Genomic DNA, 17,358 nt, shown 5'->3' on the forward strand with positions numbered 1-17,358 from the left:
AGTTATTTGTTGCAAGAGGTATCACGGAACGTTGTGGAGGCGCTCCGGAGGGAGGAGGAACAGATGACAATGCGCATGACCAGACGCAACGTGCTCGCCGGAGGCGCGGCACTTCTTTCATATTCCATGCTGGCATCGAGCGCGCTTTCTGAGGAAGCGCGGCTCAGGCTGCTGTGGTGGGGCTCGCAGGCGCGCGCCGACCGCACCAACAAGGTCAACCAGCTCTTTACGTCCGCCAACCCGAATGTCGCGATCAACGGCGAGTTCCTTGGCTGGAGCGATTACTGGCCGCGCCTTGCGACACAGGTCGCCGGTCGCAACGCGCCTGATATCATCCAGATGGACTATCGCTATATCGTCGAATATGCCCGGCGCGGCGCGCTTGCGCCTCTTAACGACTATCTCGGTAAGGTGCTGAAGGTCGAGGACTTCGATCAGGTGCAGATCCAGGGCGGCAGCGTCGACGGCAAGCTCTACGGCATCAGCCTCGGCGCCAACTCGGCAACGATGCTGGTCAACACGGTCGCCTTCGAGGAAGCCGGCGTCGAGTTGCCGACACCCACGACCACCTGGGAAGACTTGGCGCGGATCGGCGCCGAGATCACCAAGGCCGGCAAGCGCAAGGGCTACTACGGCCTGTCAGACGGCAGCGGTGTCGAGCCTCTGCTCGAGAACTGGCTGCGCCAGCGCGGCAAGGCGCTGTTCACCGCCGACGGCAAGATCGGCTACGACGCGAACGACGCGGCCGAATGGTTCGCCCTGTGGGCGGCGATGCGCGAGGCGAAGGCCTGCGTGCCGCCGGATATCCAGGCGCTCGACCAGTTCAATCCCGACACGGCCCCGCTGTCGCTCGGCAAGGCGGCAACATCCTACGCCCACTCCAACCAGCTGGTCGCCTATCAGGCCATCAACAAGGACAAGCTGGCGCTCCGCAACCACCCGCTGATCGGCAAGGACGCCAAGGGCGGCCACTACCGCAAGCCGTCGATGTTCTTCTCGGTCTCGGCACAGACCAAGGACCCGGAGCTTGGCGCCAAATACGTGAACTTCTTCGTCACCGATCCCAAAGCCGCCGAAATCCTCGGCGTCGAACGCGGCGTGCCGGAATCGGCCGCGGTCCGCGAGAAACTAGCACCGACGCTCGACGAACTCGGCCGCGCTGCACTCGACTACGTCTCCGGTCTTGGGCCGCTCGCCGGTCCCCTGCCGCCGCCGCCGCCTTCCGGTGCCGGCGAGGCGGAACTTGCCCTGCGCACCGTCGCCGAGCAGGTGGGCTTCGGCCAGCTTGACGTCAAGCAGGGCGGCGAAACCCTGGTGAACGAGGTCACCCAGATCCTGTCGCGAGGATGAGGAGCATGGCTGCCGTGCAGGATTCCGCTGTAGCTATCGGTGCGGGCGCCAGGGGGCGCCCCGCCGCACAGGGCCGCTTCGCCGCCCTCTGGACGAAACACGGCGCCGGCTACATGTTCCTGTTGCCCTGGCTCGTCGGCTTCTTCGGGCTGACGCTCGGACCTGCCGTCGCCTCGCTCTATTTGTCCTTCACCAGCTTCGACCTGATCCGCTCTCCGGAGTGGGTCGGAACAGCCAATTACGTCCGCATCGCCACGGCCGATCCGAAATTCGCGGCCTCGCTCAAAGTCACCTTTCTGTATGTGGTGCTGTCGGTCCCCTTCAAGCTCGCCTTCGCGCTGTTCGTCGCCATCCTTCTCGACCGCGGCGTCAAGGGCCTCACCGTCTATCGCGCCATCTTCTACCTGCCGTCGCTGCTCGGCGGCAGCGTCGCGATCGCCGTGCTCTGGCGGCAGCTCTTTGCCGGTGACGGGCTGATCAACAGCCTGCTCGCCCAGTTCGGCATCGAAGGCCCAAGCTGGATCTCGCATCCGGACTATTCGATCTGGACGCTCGTCGTCCTTAGCGTCTGGCAGTTCGGCTCGCCGATGATCATCTTCCTGGCCGGCCTGCGGCAGATCCCGACCGACATGTACGAGGCGGCGAGCCTCGACGGAGCATCCAAGTTCCGCCAGTTCTACAAGATCACCCTGCCGCTCCTCACCCCGGTCATCTTCTTCAATGCCGTGGTGCAGACGATCGAAGCCTTCAAAGCCTTCACGCCGGCCTTCATCATCTCCGGCGGCACCGGCGGGCCGATCAATTCGACGCTGTTCTACACGCTCTATCTCTACCAGGAGGCCTTCGGGAACTTCCGCATGGGCTATGCCTCGGCGCTCGCCTGGATCCTCGTGCTGATCATCGGCCTGTTCACGGCCTTCTCGTTCCTGACCTCTCGCTACTGGGTGCACTACGATGACTGATGCGACCATGAGCTCGATCACCGCACCGCCCCCGCCGCCGGCCGGTCGCCGCAGCCCGCTCGGATCCGTGCTCATCCATACCGGACTGATCGCCGCCTCGATCGCCATGCTTTATCCGCTCCTGTGGATGCTCTCGGCATCGGTCCGGCCGGAGGACGAAATCTTCGCCTCGACGACACTCTGGCCCTCGTCGGTGGACTTTGCCTCCTATGTGCGCGGCTGGTTCGGGCTCGACGTCAGCTTTGGCCGGTTTACCTGGAACTCGCTGGTGATCGCAGTCCTGACGGTGGCCGGCAATGTCATCGCCTGCTCGCTCGCGGCTTACGCCTTTGCGCGGCTTCGCTTCGCCGGCCGCAATTTCTGGTTCGCGATGATGCTCGGGACGATGATGATCCCCTATCACGTCACCCTCATCCCGCAATACGTGCTTTTCCTCGATCTCGGCTGGGTCAACACCATCCTGCCGCTGGTCGTGCCGAAGTTCCTGGCAAGCGACGCCTTCTTCATCTTCCTGATGGTGCAGTTCTTCCGCGGCATTCCGCGCGAGCTCGACGAAGCGGCGATGATGGACGGCTGCGGCCCCTGGCGCATCTACTGGAAGATCATGCTACCGCTTTCACTTCCCGTGCTCGCGACGGCCGCGATCTTCTCCTTCATCTGGACCTGGGACGACTTCTTCGGGCCGCTGATCTACCTGAACGACATGAATACCTACACGATCCAGCTCGGCCTCAGGACTTTCGTCGACTCGAGCAGCACCTCCGATTGGGGCGGCCTCTTCGCCATGTCGACCCTGTCGCTCGTGCCGGTGTTCTTCTTCTTCCTGTTCTTCCAGCGCCTTCTGATCGAAGGCATCGCCACGACAGGCATGAAACGCTGACCGTCGGAGTTCAAAGATCATCATGACCGAATTGCGTTTCGCCGCCGTCGGCCTCAACCACAACCATATCTACGGCCAGGTGAATTGCCTGATCCGGGCCGGCGCCCGCCTCGTCGGCTTCCACGAGCCGGACGAGGCCTTGGCCGCGGAATTTGCCGGCGTTTACAAGGATGTGCCGCGCATCGCGGCGCTCGCGCAAATCCTCGAGGACGAAGGCATCGGCCTCATCACCTCGGCGGCCGTCTCGGCCGAGCGGGCGGAACTGGCGATCCGCGCCATGCAGCATGGCAAGGATGTGCTCACCGACAAGCCGGGCATGACGAGCCTCGACCAGCTTGCCAAGGTGCGCCGCATCCAGGCCGAGACCGGGCGGATCTACTCGATCCTCTATTCGGAGCATTTCGAGAGCCCGGCAACGGTGAAGGCCGGCGAACTCGTCGCTGCCGGGGCGATCGGCGATGTCGTGCATCTTGTCGGCCTCGGGCCGCACCGGCTGCGAAGGGAAACCCGTCCCGACTGGTTCTTCCGCCGCTCCGATTACGGCGGCATCCTCGTCGACATCGCCTCGCACCAGTGCGAGCAGTTCCTGTTCTTCACCGGTGCCAGCGACGCGACCATCCTTTCGGCGAGCGTCGACAACCGTAGCGTTCCCGACCGACCGGAGCTGCAGGATACCGGCGACATCCACCTTTCGACGGCGAGCGCCACCGGCACGATCCATGTGAACTGGCTAACCCCGGACGGCATGCCGACCTGGGGCGACGGCCGGCTCTTCATCGTCGGCACGACCGGAACGATCGAGGTGCGCAAGACTGTCGATCTCGCCGGCCGTGGCGGGGCAAACCACCTCTTTCTCGCCGACCGAAACGGTGTCGAGCATATCGACTGCTCAGGCGTCGAACTGCCCTTCGGTCGCCAGCTCCTCGCCGACATCCGCGACAGGACCGAAACTGCCATGCCGCAGGAGCGCTGCTTCAAGGCCATGGAACTCGCGCTTCGCGCCCAAGCAATCGCCGAACAGAACCGGGAAAAGAACTGACATGAGGGTAAAGACAGTCGCCATCATTGGCTGCGGCATCGGACGGTTGCACATGATCGAGGGCTACCTGCCGCATCCGGACAAGTTCCGGGTCAAGACCATCTGCGATCTCAACGTCGAACGGCTCAACGAGTTCGGCAGCGAGTTTGGCATCGAGGGGCGCACGACCTCCTTCGAGGAAGTGCTTGCCGACGAGACGATCGATATCATCGACATCTGCACGCCGCCCGGAATCCACCTCGAGCAGGTGATCGCGGCACTCGCGGCCGGCAAGCACGTGATCTGCGAGAAGCCGCTGACCGGCTCGCTCGCCGGGGTCGACAAGATCATCGAGGCCGAAAGGCACGCCCGGGGCGTGCTGATGCCGATCTTCCAGTACCGCTACGGCGACGGCATCGAGAAGGCGAAGCGCATCATCGAGGCCGGCATCGCCGGCAAGCCCTATGTCGGTTCGGTCGAGACCTTCTGGCTACGCAAGCCGGAGTATTATTCCGTCCCCTGGCGCGGCAAATGGGAGACGGAGCTCGGCGGCGTGCTGGTCACCCATGCGCTGCACCTGCACGACATGCTGCTGCATCTCCTGGGTCCCGTCTCCAAGGTATTCGGCCGCGTCGCGACGCGCGTCAACGACATCGAGGTCGAGGATTGCGCCTCGGCGAGCCTGCTCATGCAGAACGGCGCCTTCGTGTCGCTTTCCTGCACGCTCGGCTCTCAGGAGCAGATCAGCCGGCTGCGGCTGCATTTCGAGAATGTCACCTTCGAGAGCAGCCACGAGCCCTATACGCCCGGCAAGGATCCGTGGAAGATCATCGCCGCCAATGAGGCGGTGCAGGCCGAGATCGACGCGGTCGTCGGCAATTGGCAGCCGGTCTCGCCGCGCTTCACGACCCAGATGGCGCATTTCCACGCGCATTTGAGCGGGGGAGCGCCGCTGCCGGTGACCACGAAAGACGCCCGGCGGGCACTGGAACTGGTGACGGCGATCTATCAGTCGGCGGATACGGGGCGGGAAATATCGCTTCCGATCGGGCCGGACAGTCCGAAATACGCCGATTGGCGCGCCAATACGCGATAGGCCGGGGAGGAATTGGAAATGGCTACCAGCGTCGTTCTTCAGAAGGTCGAGAAACGCTATGGCGCGCTCGACGTGATCCACGGCATCGACCTCACCATCGATCCCGGCGAGTTCGCCGTCTTCGTCGGCCCGTCCGGCTGCGGCAAATCCACCTTGCTCCGGATGATCGCCGGGCTCGAGGAGATTACCGGCGGCACGCTGATGCTCGACAACGACCGGATGAACGAAGTGGCGCCCGCCAAGCGCGGCATCGCCATGGTGTTCCAGTCCTACGCGCTCTATCCGCACATGTCGGTCTACAAGAACCTCGCCTTCGGCCTCGAGACAGCCGGATACAGGAAGACCGATATCGAACCGAAGGTACGCCGCGCCGCCGAAATCCTGCAGATCGAGAAACTCCTCGACCGCAAGCCGAAGGCGCTGTCCGGCGGCCAGCGCCAGCGCGTCGCGATCGGCCGGGCGATCGTCCGCGAGCCGCGCATCTTCCTCTTTGACGAGCCGCTTTCCAACCTCGACGCGGAACTGCGCGTCCAGATGCGCGTCGAGATCTCACGGCTGCACCGCGACCTCGGCAACACCATGATCTACGTGACCCACGACCAGGTGGAAGCGATGACCATGGCCGACAAGATCGTCGTCCTGAATTCGGGCCGCATCGAGCAGGTCGGCGCGCCGCTCGATCTCTACAACAATCCGGTCAACCGCTTTGTCGCCGGCTTCATCGGCAGCCCGAAGATGAACTTCCTGAAGGCGCGGATCGGCGGCGTCACGGAAACCGAAACCGCCATCGAAGTCTGCGGCGGCACGATCCGCCTGCCGCGCCGCCTCAACGGGGCAACGCAGGGCCAGGAGGTCACCTTCGGCATTCGCCCCGAACACCTCTCGGCCCGCGACAGGGGCATTGCGCTAGCCGCGGTCAATGTCGAGCTCGTGGAGAATCTCGGTGGCGAGACCATGCTCTACGGCATCACGCCCGACGGCCAGCAACTGACGATCGCTCTCGAAGGCCAGCAGAGGGTGGAGCGCGGCGCCAATCTCTCGGTCTATTTCGAACCCTCCCGCTGTCACGTATTCGGCCTGGACGGCAGGGCGATGTAGGGCGGCGGCGTCATTCACGAGACGGATGCGGAAGCCATCAAAGGGTCCTCGCGCACGGCCTCGACGAGGAAGTCGAGGGCGACCCTGACGCGCGGCGGCATGTTGCGCCGCGAGGGATAGACGACGTTGATCGGCAGGCGGGTCGGCGGAAAGTCCGGCATCACATTCACCAGCCTGCCCGCCTCGATGTCCGGGCATACGAGGATATGGGAGAGCACCGCCAGGCCGCTGCCGGCCAGCGTGGCGCGGTGCACGGCCACCGCATTGTTGGCGATCAGCCGAGGCGCAATCCGTACGGAAACTTCGTCCGCCCCGTCGGAAAACGACCAGGTACGAGCATCGCCGGCCCGGCTGTAGCAGATGCATTCATGGGCGCGGAGATCGTTTGGCGTTTCCGGCGCAACTCGTTCTCGCAGGTAGGAGGGCGCTCCGACGAGAAAGGCCGTCGTCCAACCGAGCCGGCGACACACCAGGCTGCTGTCCGCGACCGGCCCCAGGCGCACTTCGAGGTCAAGTCCTTCGCCCACGAGATCCGACGGCTCCTCGCGGAAAATCATCTCCACGGAAAGCCCCGGGTGGTTGGCAAGCAGCCCCGTCAGCCGATCGCTCACATAAAGCCCAAGCGGCGCGGGCAGAGTGAGCCGCACCTTGCCGGATACCGATGCTCCCTCGGCACAGGTGGTTTCGCCGAGCGCGTCGACCGCCTCGACCACCCTTAACGCCATCGGGATGACCTGCTCGCCTTCGGCCGTCAAGGCGACCGCACTTGTGGTGCGATGCAGAAGACGCGTGTTGAGATGCGCTTCCAGCGCCGAAACCTGGCGGGACACGGCCGGCTGCGTCAGGTCGAGGTCGACCGCCGCTGCCGAAAACGACCCGGTCTCAGCCACCCGCAGGAAGGTTCGCAGTGCGGATACGACGTCCATCCTCACCCCCATACATTTGCGCATATGCCTTATGTCCGCAACGTAGGCAGGAAAGGCTTTACTGTCCAGTTATTACGGATATCTTTTATCCATAAGGATGTTTGATATCCTTAATTGGAGATACGAATGACCCAGCGCCTGAACTACGCCCAGCAATCGCCGGAGCTCTTCAAGAAGCTCGCGGACCTCAGCATGGCTCTCAAAGACAGCGTCATCGAGCAGAAGATCCACGATCTCGTCCAGATCCGCGCATCGCAGATCAACGGCTGCGGATTTTGCCTCGACATGCATGTCAAGGAAGCTAAAATCCACGGCGAAAGCGAGTTGCGGCTTTACCACATTGCAATCTGGCGGGAGTCGAACCTTTTCGTCCCGCGCGAGCGCGCAGCACTTGCCTGGACCGAAGCGTTGACGAGGCTGCCCGAAGGCGGCATCCCCGACGAACTCTACGAGCGGGTGCGCGGCCAGCTTTCGGAGAAGGAAATCTCGGACCTGACCTTCTCGATCATGGTCATCAATGCGTGGAACCGCGCCAGCATCGCCTTCAAGAACGTGCCCGGTTCCGCCGACAAGCTCTACGGTCTCGACAAGGCCGGCCTGAACTAGCTCTGCGCATCTTCGCTGACCCGTTGAACAACGCGGCGCGAAGGCTGCCGTAAACGGAGGAGTCTCATGAAAATCGTCATCATCGGCGGAACCGGGCTCATCGGTTCCAAGACAGTCGACCGCCTGCGCAAGCAGGGTCATGAAGTGATTGCCGCTTCTCCCAACACCGGCGTCAACACGATCACCGGCGAAGGCCTGGCCGAAGCGCTTGCCGGCACGGATGTGGTGATCGACCTCGCCAACTCGCCATCCTTCGAGGACAAGGCGGTGATGGAGTTCTTCGAAACCTCGGGCCGCAATCTGCTAGCGGCGGAAAAGGTTGGCGGGGTCAAGCACCATATTGCGCTTTCGGTCGTCGGCACGGAGCGCCTGCAGGAGAGCGGCTACTTCCGCGCCAAGCTTGCTCAGGAACGGCTGATCAAGAACTCCGGCATTCCCTACACGATCGTCCACTCGACGCAGTTCATGGAGTTCCTCGGCGGCATTGCCCAGTCCGGCACCGTCGGCGACAGGGTGCACCTGTCCCCCGCCTATGTGCAGCCGATCGCCTCCGACGACGTGGCCGATGCCATGGCTGACGTTGCCCTTGCTCGGCCGGCCAACGGCACGATCGAAATCGCCGGACCTGAGCGGTCGCGGCTCAGCGACCTCGTCGGTCGCTATCTGAAGGCGATGGGTGACGACCGCAAGGTCGAGCCGGATCCCGAGGCACGCTATTTCGGTGCCCGGCTGGAGGATGGCTCGCTCGTTTCTGACAACAATCCTCGCCTGGGGCGGATCACTTTCGAACAGTGGTTCGCAACCTCTGCCCGGAAATGACCGGGCACCGGCGCGCCGCGGCGGGTGGCGTGCCGTCCAACCGATCACAGGAGTTTTCGACATGCTGAAGTCAATCGCTGCCGCCCTGGCGCTCGCGGCAATGCTTTCCGGAGCCGCCGCGGCTGACGATACGCCTGCCGGCAAGGCCAACAAGGTCACGCTCGTCTATGAGCATGAATTGCCGAACGTTCCGGGCAAGAGCATCAGGGGCGTTCTGGTTGAATATGGCCCCGGCGGTTTTTCCGAGGCCCACACCCATCCGAGCTCCGCCTTTATCTACGCGACGGTCCTGGAAGGCGCCATCCGCAGCCAGGTGAATGACGAACCGGAAAGGGTCTATCAAGCGGGTGAGAGTTTTTCGGAGCTGCCCGGCAGCCGCCACGGCGTCAGCGCAAACGCCAGCGACACGAAACCCGCAAAGCTGCTGGCGGTCTTCGTCGTCGATACCGATCAGAAGGAGTTGACCTTCCCGATCGAGAAGTAGTTCAAAGGGAGGGCTGGATGCTGTTGCCGGCATCCGGCCCCGCCGCCGAACTGCACATCCTCGCGAGTGAGCCCTGCCATGATCGCCGATCCACTTTTGCTGCCGTTCATTCTGATAAACCTTCTTGGGATTGCCGGCATTGTCGTGTGGCATCTGCAGGGGCGCGGCCGTCCGACCGCGCGATTGATCGTCCAGATCCTGTTCTTCACCGCCATGACCGCCATACTCGGCTTCAGCGGGATCCTGCCGCACCGCGTCAACGAGACACACCTGACCGGGTTCGCCGCATTTCTCGCAACATCGTCAAGGGTCCTCTGGTGGACGCATCTCGCATGGGCGACCATCGGGTTCGTGCGCATCTACATCGTTCTGGACCGAAGGCCGAGGGAAGCGCGTCTCTTTCAGGATCTGATCATCGGCGTCGTCTATCTGGGTGTGGCGCTGTCGATCATGGGCTTCGTCTTCGGTGCGCCGATCGGCGCGCTGACCACGACTTCCGGCGTGGTCGCCATTATCCTGGGTCTTGCGCTGCAGAACACGCTCAGCGACCTGTTCTCGGGCGTCGCGCTGACGCTGGGGCGTCCCTTCGCCATCGGCGACTGGATTCAACTCGACGACGGTACCGAAGGGCGTGTCGTCGAAAACAACTGGCGCTCGACGCATCTGCTCACGCTCGCGAACAATGTCGTCGTCCTGCCGAACAGCGTGCTGGCAAAGGTTGGGCTGACCAACCTCAGCCGTCCCGACGAGACGCATCAGATCTTCCTGATCATCCGTATTGCGGCAACGCATGTGCCCAACGTTGTCGAAGAGGTGCTACGAACCGCGCTCGAAAGCTGCGAGCGGATCGTCCAGGATCCACCACCATCCGTCGGTCTCAAGGCGATCGACGCGGTGGCGATCGAGGCGGAGCTCATGTTTCGCGTGGTCGGGCCGGCCAACCGCACGCCGGCCAGAAACGAAGTGATCGATCAGGTCGATCGTCACTGCAAGGAGAGCGGCCTGTCCTTCGCAATGCCGCCCCAGAGCTATCTCTATGCCCTCCCCGCCCCCGGCAAAGAGCCGCAGGCGGCGATCGGTTCCCGCTCATCCGGCACGCTCTAGAACCCATTCGAAGCTGCTTTTCCACAGCTCCGCCGGGATCTCCTTGGCCAGGGTGTCGATGAGATCCGACAACCGGACGCTGCGCAGCTTTTCGCGCCAGGCTTCATCGGCTTCCCACATCACGCGCGCCACGGCGCAAGCTCCGGTTTCGCAATAGCCTTGCGGACGGCACGGATTGTTGGCGCGAATATTGTTGCAGACGAAGGTGCGTGCCTTACCCTCGACCGCCTCGACGATATCGAGGAAGGTCAGCTCGGCTGGTTTTCTGGCCAGGCGGTAGCCGCCCGAGGGGCCCAGCGTCGTATGGACAAGGCCCGCCTGCGACAGGCTCTGCAGCGCCTTGGACAGATATTCCTTCGGTACGCCATGAAATTCGGCAAGCGACTTGGTCGACAGATAGCGGCCCTCCGGCAGGCCGGCGAGAATGGCGCAACAATGCAGTGCCCATTCCACTTGGCTTTTCAGGATCATAGATGACTACCGGGTCGATGCTGATCGACAGCTATTACGGATAACAGATATCCCTATTTGGCGGCTGTGTAAACACGGTCTGCGCACTCGGACACCGCGCCGGTCGGGGCAAATCGGAAGCGTCACCTGAGCGGAATGGAGTATCCAATTTACGCGTGCCTATCCATTCCGCGAGGCTTTCGTCGCTTTCGCGATAAAGATGTGAGGTTTCATTAATCATCACAACTCTTGATGATGCAGCGACGTTGCCGCTGCTGCCCCACGCTGCCTCGCGCCACTCCTGCCGCTCGAATGATTTGAGGGCCTTTCTCCAACATGTCATCCGCGTTCAGGACGATTCAATGAAAAACTGGTCGATTATTTTCAAGATGCTGGTCATTCTCGGCGCCTTCGGTTTGTTTTCGCTAGGCACCGGCTACTACACCTCAACTCAGATCATGAAGATCGATACGGCGTATTCGAATCTGCTCGTCGAGCAGGTTCGCGCCTCGCAGAGCATGGCCTCGGCAACCCGAGCCTTGCAGCGGGCAAGGGCAGCAATCGCCGACATCATCATGCTCACCGATCCCAAGGCGGCTGAGGTGGCCAACGCCGAGCTGGCCGCCGCCAAGAAGACGTTTTCGGAGCTGATGGCCGTCGCCGCCCAAGCCAGCCCGGCGAACCCAAAGATCCCGGAATTCAGGCAGGCCGGCCTGGACATACTTGAAACGCATTGCGCGCGTGCACTCGATCAAGGATCGAAGACGACGAATGCCATGGAAATGATGTCGGCAGTCAAGACGTTCGGGACCGAATGCCAACCCGGCTTTCCGGAGCTGACCGACAAGATCGTCGCCGAAACGCGCGATATGGAACAGGCGATGCTGAAGGCCGGCGATGACCTTACCGGCGTTTCGACCTCGACCAGCAACAATACCCTTTACATCCTGATCGGTGGTCTCATCATCGTCCTGGCGGCCTCATATTTCGCTGTAAATGCTTGGGTTGTGAAACCGATCGATGCGCTTCGCGAACTGATGGCGGTTCTCGCCGGCGGCAATCTCGATGTGCATGTCGAGGGAACCGAGCGGCGCGATGAAATCGGCAAGATGGCCGCGGCTGTTCAGGTGTTCAAGGACAATGGCCTCAAGGCGCGCGAACTGGAGGGCCAGTCCGAGGAGATGCGGGCTGCGGCCGAACGCAACCGCCAGGCGGAGCAGGAGCGGATCGCCCGCGAGGCGGAGCAATTGCGCGTTGCCACGTCGACGCTCGGAGACGCTCTGAAGCGGCTTGCCCACGGTGACCTGGCCTGCGCCATCAATACCGCTTTCGCCGCCGAATACGAGCCGCTCCGCTCCGACTTCAACACGACGGTCGATCAGTTGAGCCTGACCATCAGTTCCGTTGCCGTCTCGGTACACAGCATGGACAATGGCACCAGGGAGATTTCGTCCGGCGCGAACGATCTTTCCAAGCGCACCGAGCAGCAGGCGGCCTCGCTGGAAGAAACCGCCGCGGCCCTCGATCAGATCACCGCGAATGTCGGCAACTCGACCAAGCGCACGGAGGAAGCCCGCACCGTCGCCAGCCGTGCCAACCAATCGGCGGTGCACTCTGCCGGGGTCGTTTCCCAGGCCGAAGAGGCGATGAAGAAAATCGAGGAGAGCTCGCAGCAGATCTCCAACATCATCGGCGTGATCGACGAGATCGCCTTCCAGACCAATCTGCTGGCGCTGAATGCCGGCGTCGAAGCTGCCCGCGCCGGCGAGGCCGGCAAGGGCTTTGCCGTCGTGGCCCAGGAAGTCCGCGAGCTCGCCCAACGCTCCGCCCAGGCCGCCAAGGAGATCAAGGGCCTGATCCAGAATTCCTCCGCCGATGTCGGCAGCGGCGTCAAACTGGTGCGCGACACCGGCGAGGCACTGAAGACGATCGGCGGCTTCATCGTCGAGATCAACACCCATATGGAGGCGATTGCGATCTCGGCGAAGGAACAGTCGACCGGGCTTGCCGAAATCAATACCGCGGTCAACCAGATGGATCAGACGACGCAGCAGAATGCGGCGATGGTGGAACAGTCCAGTGCCGCTGCCGTCTCGCTGGCGCAGGAAGCGGCGAAACTGCGCGACCTCGTCAGTCAGTTCAGGCTGGACGGCACCGCCCAGTCGGCGCCGGGCCAGGCAGCGCGCGCAGCCGCCCCTGACAGCAAGCCGGTCGCTTCCCCCGCCCGCGCGCTTGGCCGAAAAATCGCCAGCGCCTTCGGCGGCAAGGCGACCGCCGCGGCGGCTGCCGCCGAAGATTGGGAAGAGTTCTGATGAGCGGCTGAAGGTTTCCGCTGCAGTAAGACCGGCTGTCTTGGGAATGCTCGGAAGGCCATGGGATCGCTGTGATTCCATGGCCTTCCTGATTCTGGATTGGGAAAAAAAATCGACGTGCATGTCACATTGGCAGGAGCCTGGCTCGTCACGGTGTCGTAACCAACAAAGGAAAGCCACCATGACCGCCAAACTTGATCCTTTCGCCGCTGCCCCTTCCCTCATGAAGAACTGGATGAGCACATCGATTGCCGTCGCGTCGAGCCTCGAGCCGACGCTGATCGAACTCGTCAAGATCCGAGCATCGCAAATCAACGCCTGCGCCAACTGCATCAACATGCACACGACGGAAGCGCGGGCGAAGGGCGAGACCGAACAGCGGATCTACCTTCTGTCGGCCTGGCGCGAGGCGCCGTGCTATACCGGTCGCGAACGTGCCGCGCTCGCCTGGACGGAGGCCCTGACGCGGCTGGCGGAAGGACATGCGCACGAGGCTGCCTACGAGGCCGTGCAGGCCGAGTTCACGGAGGAGGAGCAGGTGAAGCTCACGCTGATGATCAATGTCATCAATGGCTGGAACCGCATTGCGATCGGCTTCGGCCTGTGGGTCGATCCGGCGGCCGCAGCCGCCGCTGCCAAGGCGGTCGCCTGATGGCCGGCATCGGGCACGAGGATGCAGCGGCGGTTTTCGATCCGCTACGTCCGAAGCTGATGCGCGTCGCCTATCGCATGCTCGGCTCGGTCGCCGATGCCGAGGACATCCTGCAGGAGGCCTTCATCCGCTGGATGGGGGCCGACCGCGCCGCGGTGCGCGAACCCGAGGCCTTCCTGCGTCGCACGGTGACGCGGCTCTGTCTCGATCAGCTGAAATCGGCCCGGCGCCAGCGCGAGACCTATGTGGGCCCCTGGCTTCCCGATCCCGTCGTCGAGGAGGAGGAAGAGGAAGACGTCACCTTGCCGCTGATGCTGGCACTGGAACGCCTGTCGCCGCTCGAACGCGCCGCCTTCCTGCTGCACGACGTGTTCGGCCTGGCTTTCGAGGAGGTCTCGACAACCATACAGCGCGACCCGGCTGCCTGCCGCCAGCTCGCCGCCCGCGCGCGCACCCATGTGCGCGAGGCGCGGCCGCGCTTCCGGGTCGAGAAAGAGCGTGGCCTCGAACTTGCCAGGGCCTTCTTTACCGCCTCGCGCAGCGGCGACATGAAGACGCTCGGTGCCATGTTGGCGGCCGATGTCAGCGTCCATTCGGACGGCGGCGGCAAGCGCCCGGCAGCCATGCAGCCGATCGTCGGGTTCGATGCCGTGATGAAGCTACACGAATATCTGGCAGCCCTGTTCCGGAAGAACGGTTCGAAGCTTGTTCGTGCCGGTTTCGTCAACGGACTGCCCGGTTTCGTCACGCTGGAGGACGATGGCGAACTCCAGACCACCGCGCTCGAAATCGAGGATGGAAAAGTCGCCGCGATCTATGTGGTGCGCAATCCCGACAAGCTCAGGCATCTGCATTAGGGAATTGCTGCCGGCGAGTTCGGAGAAACTGCTCAAGTTGGGGCGACCCGGCCGACGCATCTCGCCGGCCGGTCGTTCAGTCAAATTTCGGCGGGCAGGAAGTCCGAGACCGGCACCTGAAGGGCTATGGCGATTCGCTTCAGTTTTGCCGGACTGTTGTCCATGCCGCTTTCAATTTCGTTAATTTCAGCATTGGCGAGACCGCAAGTGACCGCGAGGTCCTCGATGCTGTAGCCGACGGCTTCACGAGCGGCCCGGACTCGGCCGGGGATGTCGCCGCCGAGTATGGCCGAGGCCTGGCCGTCGCCAATGCTGGAGGGTGAAATGGACATAAATGTCTCCTTCTCTAGGCATGAAATTCTTGCGAATTCGCGGTTGAGTGCGGGTGACACACGCCTTGGGATAAGCGGTAACGTTTTATGTCAATGTTGTAACATGAACAAGCCGAAATGAACGGCAGGGCTACGATTACGCTCCCAGGGCGATCACAAATGGGTCTGTCCACAGCTTCCACAGGCATCGAAACCAGTTTTCATCAGGCCCGGATACCCGTACACTGGCCGCATGGTTGTTACTGACTTGGCTGCATTTCAGCACCTTCGGATATTCAGTCGTATATTTGCATTGAACGGGCTGCCGCCCGCCCCCAAATGCGGGCATCGCAACGGCACTCTCCGACATTTCCGACCTTCACAGGACGCGCAACTGCCGCCGCTCCTGGATCGGGGCGTCCGCCTCGTTGATTCGGTGTCTCTTACGGCCTGCTTCAATGGCAGGACCGACCGAGAACGCAAAAACCCTGAACCGTCAGTTGGTGCGTCGTGCTTGCCGATGGGCTCGGTGTACCGACCGTCGGGATAGGGCCCGACAGGCTGTGCCCCTCGAAAGGGAGGAAATGACGATGAAGAAACCGACCGGCAAGAAGACCGCGCCCCGATCGCCGGCCGCAGCACCAGAGGGCAGCAGCATCTGGCAGCAGTTCGACATGATGCGGCGCGCCTTCGTCGCCTCGCCGCTACTGAAGAAAATCCTGTGGCTGACGGCCGCCAGCCTGGCCATCATCATCGCCACCGCCATCGGCCAGATCATTCTCAACCGTTGGTACCGGCCTTTTTTTGACTCCATCGAGCGGCGCGACCTCAACGCCTTTTTCTATCAACTCATGCTGTTCGTCGTCATCGCCGGCGTTCTCCTGGTGTTCAATGTCGCCCAGCAGTGGCTGAACCAGATGGTCCGGCTGAAGCTGCGTGAAGGGCTGACATTGGACCTGATCGGCGAATGGATGCGGCCACGCCGCGCCTTCCGGCTCGCAAATGGTGGCGCGATCGGCGTCAATCCGGACCAGAGGATGCAGGAGGATGCGGGCCACCTCGCCGATCTCACCACCGATCTCGGCTTCGGACTTGTCCAATCGTCGATACTGCTCGCCTCGTTCGTCGGCGTGCTCTGGTCGCTGTCGGCCGGCTTCGCCTTCCAGATCGGTGACCGATCACTCGAAATCCCCGGCTATATGGTCTGGGCGGCGATTCTCTACGCCGGCTCGGCCTCCTGCCTGAGCTGGCTGGTCGCCCGGCCGCTGATCGGCTTGAACGGCGAACGCTATGCGCGCGAGGCCGACCTGCGCTTCTCGATGATGCATGTCAACGAGCATATCGACGCCATATCGCTGGCGGGTGGCGAGGCCGGTGAGCGCCGGCGGCTGGAACTCGATCTTTCATCCGTGCTCGGTGCCGTGCGCAAAATCTATCGCGCCCAGATCAATCTTGCCTGGGTGCAGGACGGTTACGGCTGGGTGACGGTCGTCGCGCCGATCCTGATCGCCGCTCCCGTCTATTTCGCCGGAAACATCAGCTTCGGCGGCCTGATGATGGCCGTCGGCGCCTTCAACCAGGTGCATACGTCGCTCAAATGGTTCGTCGCCAATATCGGCGCGATCGCCGACTGGCGCGCCACACTGCTGCGGGTCGCCGCCTTCCGCCGCGCGCTGACCGTGGTCGACACGCTGCACGACCGGGAGAAGCGGATAGAATTCGTCGAGAACGACCGGGCGAGCCTGACATTCGACAATCTCGAAGTGGTTTCCCCGTCGGGACGGACGAGGCTCGCCGAGCCGCATATCGAGATCGGCGCCGGCCAGCGCGTCATCATCAGCGGCGATCCACGTGCCGGGAAGACGTTGCTTTTCCGGGCTCTCGCAGGGCTCTGGCCCTGGGGAGGCGGCCGTGTGGGATTGCCCGCGGACGATTCGGTTGCGTTCATTCCGCGCGCCCCCTACTTCCCGCGCGGCCGGCTGCGCGATGCGCTTGCCTATCCCCGGAATGCCGGCTTTTCGGACGCAGAGATCGTTGCCGCCCTCTCGAAGGTCGGGCTGGACCAGCTTGAGACATCGATCGACCGCGAGGCCCGCTGGGAGCGCGAACTCAGCGACGACGACCAGCGCCTGCTGGCCTTTGCCCGGATACTCCTGCAACGGCCGCGCTGGGTGATCATCGATGAAGCGCTCGAGACCATGGACAGCGACGCGCTGAAACGGGCGCTGTCGATCTTCGAGACCGACCTCAGGGAAACGGCGGTCGTGAAGATCGGCCGCACGCCGCGCAATGGCGCGCTGTTTTCTCGCGTCATCCATCTCGTCAAGGACGCCGAAGCCCCGGCCTTGAAGCCAGTCCGGCTTGGCGAAGCCGTCGCCGAAAAGGAGTTGGCGGCAGAGACCGCGTCTTGATTGCGGATCGCTAATTAAGGCC

General features: G+C 63.0%; 17 protein-coding genes. 14 read left to right on the forward strand and 3 right to left on the reverse strand.

Annotated features, from left to right (window positions below):
- The first annotated feature begins 63 nt into the window (after positions 1-63).
- Genes NGR_RS08645 through NGR_RS08670 form a run of 6 tightly spaced genes read left to right on the forward strand, consistent with a single transcriptional unit; the run spans position 64 to position 6,404 of the window.
- Entirely contained in the window at positions 64-1,350 is a 1,287-nt protein-coding gene (locus NGR_RS08645) for an ABC transporter substrate-binding protein (RefSeq protein WP_015887872.1), read from the forward strand.
- Positions 1,351-1,355: 5 nt separating this feature from the next.
- On the forward strand, positions 1,356-2,312 hold the full coding sequence (locus NGR_RS08650; RefSeq protein WP_015887873.1) for a carbohydrate ABC transporter permease: 957 nt from the start codon (positions 1,356-1,358) through the stop codon (positions 2,310-2,312).
- The gene (locus NGR_RS08655; protein WP_015887874.1) at positions 2,305-3,192 is read left to right on the forward strand and encodes a carbohydrate ABC transporter permease; all 888 of its coding nucleotides are present in this window, start codon (positions 2,305-2,307) and stop codon (positions 3,190-3,192) included. The genes NGR_RS08650 and NGR_RS08655 overlap by 8 nt, the downstream gene beginning before the upstream one ends.
- A 22-nt stretch (positions 3,193-3,214) precedes the next feature.
- The gene (locus tag NGR_RS08660; protein ID WP_015887875.1) at positions 3,215-4,231 is read left to right on the forward strand and encodes a Gfo/Idh/MocA family protein; all 1,017 of its coding nucleotides are present in this window, start codon (positions 3,215-3,217) and stop codon (positions 4,229-4,231) included.
- A 1-nt stretch (position 4,232) separates the two neighbouring features.
- On the forward strand, positions 4,233-5,306 hold the full coding sequence (locus NGR_RS08665; protein WP_015887876.1) for a Gfo/Idh/MocA family protein: 1,074 nt from the start codon (positions 4,233-4,235) through the stop codon (positions 5,304-5,306).
- A gap of 18 nt (positions 5,307-5,324) precedes the next feature.
- The gene (locus tag NGR_RS08670) at positions 5,325-6,404 is read left to right on the forward strand and encodes an ABC transporter ATP-binding protein (RefSeq protein WP_015887877.1); all 1,080 of its coding nucleotides are present in this window, start codon (positions 5,325-5,327) and stop codon (positions 6,402-6,404) included.
- Between the two features lie 14 nt (positions 6,405-6,418).
- Here the strand turns inward: NGR_RS08670 and NGR_RS08675 are convergent, their stop codons facing one another.
- On the reverse strand, positions 6,419-7,330 hold the full coding sequence (locus NGR_RS08675; protein WP_015887878.1) for a LysR family transcriptional regulator: 912 nt from the start codon (positions 7,328-7,330) through the stop codon (positions 6,419-6,421).
- Between the two features lie 126 nt (positions 7,331-7,456).
- On the opposite strand from NGR_RS08675, the gene NGR_RS08680 reads away from it, so the two are divergent.
- The 4 genes from NGR_RS08680 to NGR_RS08695 all read left to right on the forward strand — a co-directional run bounded on the left by NGR_RS08680 (position 7,457) and on the right by NGR_RS08695 (position 10,343).
- Positions 7,457-7,936, forward strand: a complete 480-nt coding sequence (locus NGR_RS08680; protein ID WP_015887879.1) for a carboxymuconolactone decarboxylase family protein — start codon at positions 7,457-7,459, stop codon at positions 7,934-7,936.
- Between the two features lie 66 nt (positions 7,937-8,002).
- Positions 8,003-8,755, forward strand: coding sequence for an SDR family oxidoreductase (locus tag NGR_RS08685; RefSeq protein WP_015887880.1), 753 nt, complete (start codon positions 8,003-8,005; stop codon positions 8,753-8,755).
- A gap of 61 nt (positions 8,756-8,816) precedes the next feature.
- Positions 8,817-9,239 (forward strand): cupin domain-containing protein, encoded by a 423-nt coding sequence (locus NGR_RS08690; RefSeq protein WP_015887881.1) that lies wholly within the window; start codon positions 8,817-8,819, stop codon positions 9,237-9,239.
- A 78-nt stretch (positions 9,240-9,317) separates the two neighbouring features.
- Positions 9,318-10,343, forward strand: a complete 1,026-nt coding sequence (locus NGR_RS08695) for a mechanosensitive ion channel family protein (RefSeq protein ID WP_015887882.1) — start codon at positions 9,318-9,320, stop codon at positions 10,341-10,343.
- On the opposite strand, the gene NGR_RS08700 is transcribed toward NGR_RS08695, so the two are convergent.
- Positions 10,326-10,814: an RrF2 family transcriptional regulator gene (locus NGR_RS08700; RefSeq protein ID WP_015887883.1), complete on the reverse strand. Its 489-nt coding sequence runs from the start codon at positions 10,812-10,814 to the stop codon at positions 10,326-10,328. The two genes, NGR_RS08695 and NGR_RS08700, sit on opposite strands and share 18 nt — an antisense overlap.
- A gap of 341 nt (positions 10,815-11,155) precedes the next feature.
- On the opposite strand from NGR_RS08700, the gene NGR_RS08705 reads away from it, so the two are divergent.
- The 3 genes from NGR_RS08705 (at position 11,156) to NGR_RS08715 (ending at position 14,614) form a co-directional block, all read left to right on the forward strand.
- Entirely contained in the window at positions 11,156-13,105 is a 1,950-nt protein-coding gene (locus NGR_RS08705) for a methyl-accepting chemotaxis protein (protein ID WP_015887884.1), read from the forward strand.
- A gap of 181 nt (positions 13,106-13,286) precedes the next feature.
- The gene (locus tag NGR_RS08710) at positions 13,287-13,757 is read left to right on the forward strand and encodes a carboxymuconolactone decarboxylase family protein (RefSeq protein ID WP_015887885.1); all 471 of its coding nucleotides are present in this window, start codon (positions 13,287-13,289) and stop codon (positions 13,755-13,757) included.
- A complete protein-coding gene (locus tag NGR_RS08715) occupies positions 13,757-14,614 on the forward strand; it encodes a sigma-70 family RNA polymerase sigma factor (protein WP_015887886.1) in 858 nt (285 codons plus the stop codon). Before NGR_RS08710 ends, NGR_RS08715 begins: the two co-directional genes overlap by 1 nt.
- 80 nt (positions 14,615-14,694) lie before the next feature.
- Here NGR_RS08715 and NGR_RS08720 read toward each other — a convergent pair whose 3' ends face one another.
- Entirely contained in the window at positions 14,695-14,946 is a 252-nt protein-coding gene (locus NGR_RS08720; protein ID WP_015887887.1) for a helix-turn-helix domain-containing protein, read from the reverse strand.
- Positions 14,947-15,515: 569 nt separating this feature from the next.
- Between NGR_RS08720 and NGR_RS08725 the strand changes: the two genes are divergently transcribed.
- Positions 15,516-17,336 (forward strand): ABC transporter ATP-binding protein/permease, encoded by a 1,821-nt coding sequence (locus tag NGR_RS08725; RefSeq protein WP_015887888.1) that lies wholly within the window; start codon positions 15,516-15,518, stop codon positions 17,334-17,336.
- Positions 17,337-17,358 lie beyond the last annotated feature (22 nt).

The sequence above is a fragment of the Sinorhizobium fredii NGR234 genome, assembly GCF_000018545.1.
GTDB classification, from domain to species: Bacteria; Pseudomonadota; Alphaproteobacteria; order Rhizobiales; family Rhizobiaceae; genus Sinorhizobium; species Sinorhizobium fredii_A.

Coding starts and splice junctions, on each gene's coding strand:
- NGR_RS08700 (WP_015887883.1), bottom strand. CDS start 10,814: ATGATCCTGAAAAGCCAAGTGGAATGGGCACTGCATTGTTGCGCCATT.
- NGR_RS08710 (WP_015887885.1), top strand. CDS start 13,287: ATGACCGCCAAACTTGATCCTTTCGCCGCTGCCCCTTCCCTCATGAAG.
- NGR_RS08705 (WP_015887884.1), top strand. CDS start 11,156: ATGAAAAACTGGTCGATTATTTTCAAGATGCTGGTCATTCTCGGCGCC.
- NGR_RS08650 (WP_015887873.1), top strand. CDS start 1,356: ATGGCTGCCGTGCAGGATTCCGCTGTAGCTATCGGTGCGGGCGCCAGG.
- NGR_RS08685 (WP_015887880.1), top strand. CDS start 8,003: ATGAAAATCGTCATCATCGGCGGAACCGGGCTCATCGGTTCCAAGACA.
- NGR_RS08690 (WP_015887881.1), top strand. CDS start 8,817: ATGCTGAAGTCAATCGCTGCCGCCCTGGCGCTCGCGGCAATGCTTTCC.
- NGR_RS08715 (WP_015887886.1), top strand. CDS start 13,757: ATGGCCGGCATCGGGCACGAGGATGCAGCGGCGGTTTTCGATCCGCTA.
- NGR_RS08660 (WP_015887875.1), top strand. CDS start 3,215: ATGACCGAATTGCGTTTCGCCGCCGTCGGCCTCAACCACAACCATATC.
- NGR_RS08680 (WP_015887879.1), top strand. CDS start 7,457: ATGACCCAGCGCCTGAACTACGCCCAGCAATCGCCGGAGCTCTTCAAG.
- NGR_RS08720 (WP_015887887.1), bottom strand. CDS start 14,946: ATGTCCATTTCACCCTCCAGCATTGGCGACGGCCAGGCCTCGGCCATA.
- NGR_RS08670 (WP_015887877.1), top strand. CDS start 5,325: ATGGCTACCAGCGTCGTTCTTCAGAAGGTCGAGAAACGCTATGGCGCG.
- NGR_RS08725 (WP_015887888.1), top strand. CDS start 15,516: ATGAAGAAACCGACCGGCAAGAAGACCGCGCCCCGATCGCCGGCCGCA.
- NGR_RS08665 (WP_015887876.1), top strand. CDS start 4,233: ATGAGGGTAAAGACAGTCGCCATCATTGGCTGCGGCATCGGACGGTTG.
- NGR_RS08675 (WP_015887878.1), bottom strand. CDS start 7,330: ATGGACGTCGTATCCGCACTGCGAACCTTCCTGCGGGTGGCTGAGACC.
- NGR_RS08695 (WP_015887882.1), top strand. CDS start 9,318: ATGATCGCCGATCCACTTTTGCTGCCGTTCATTCTGATAAACCTTCTT.
- NGR_RS08655 (WP_015887874.1), top strand. CDS start 2,305: ATGACTGATGCGACCATGAGCTCGATCACCGCACCGCCCCCGCCGCCG.
- NGR_RS08645 (WP_015887872.1), top strand. CDS start 64: ATGACAATGCGCATGACCAGACGCAACGTGCTCGCCGGAGGCGCGGCA.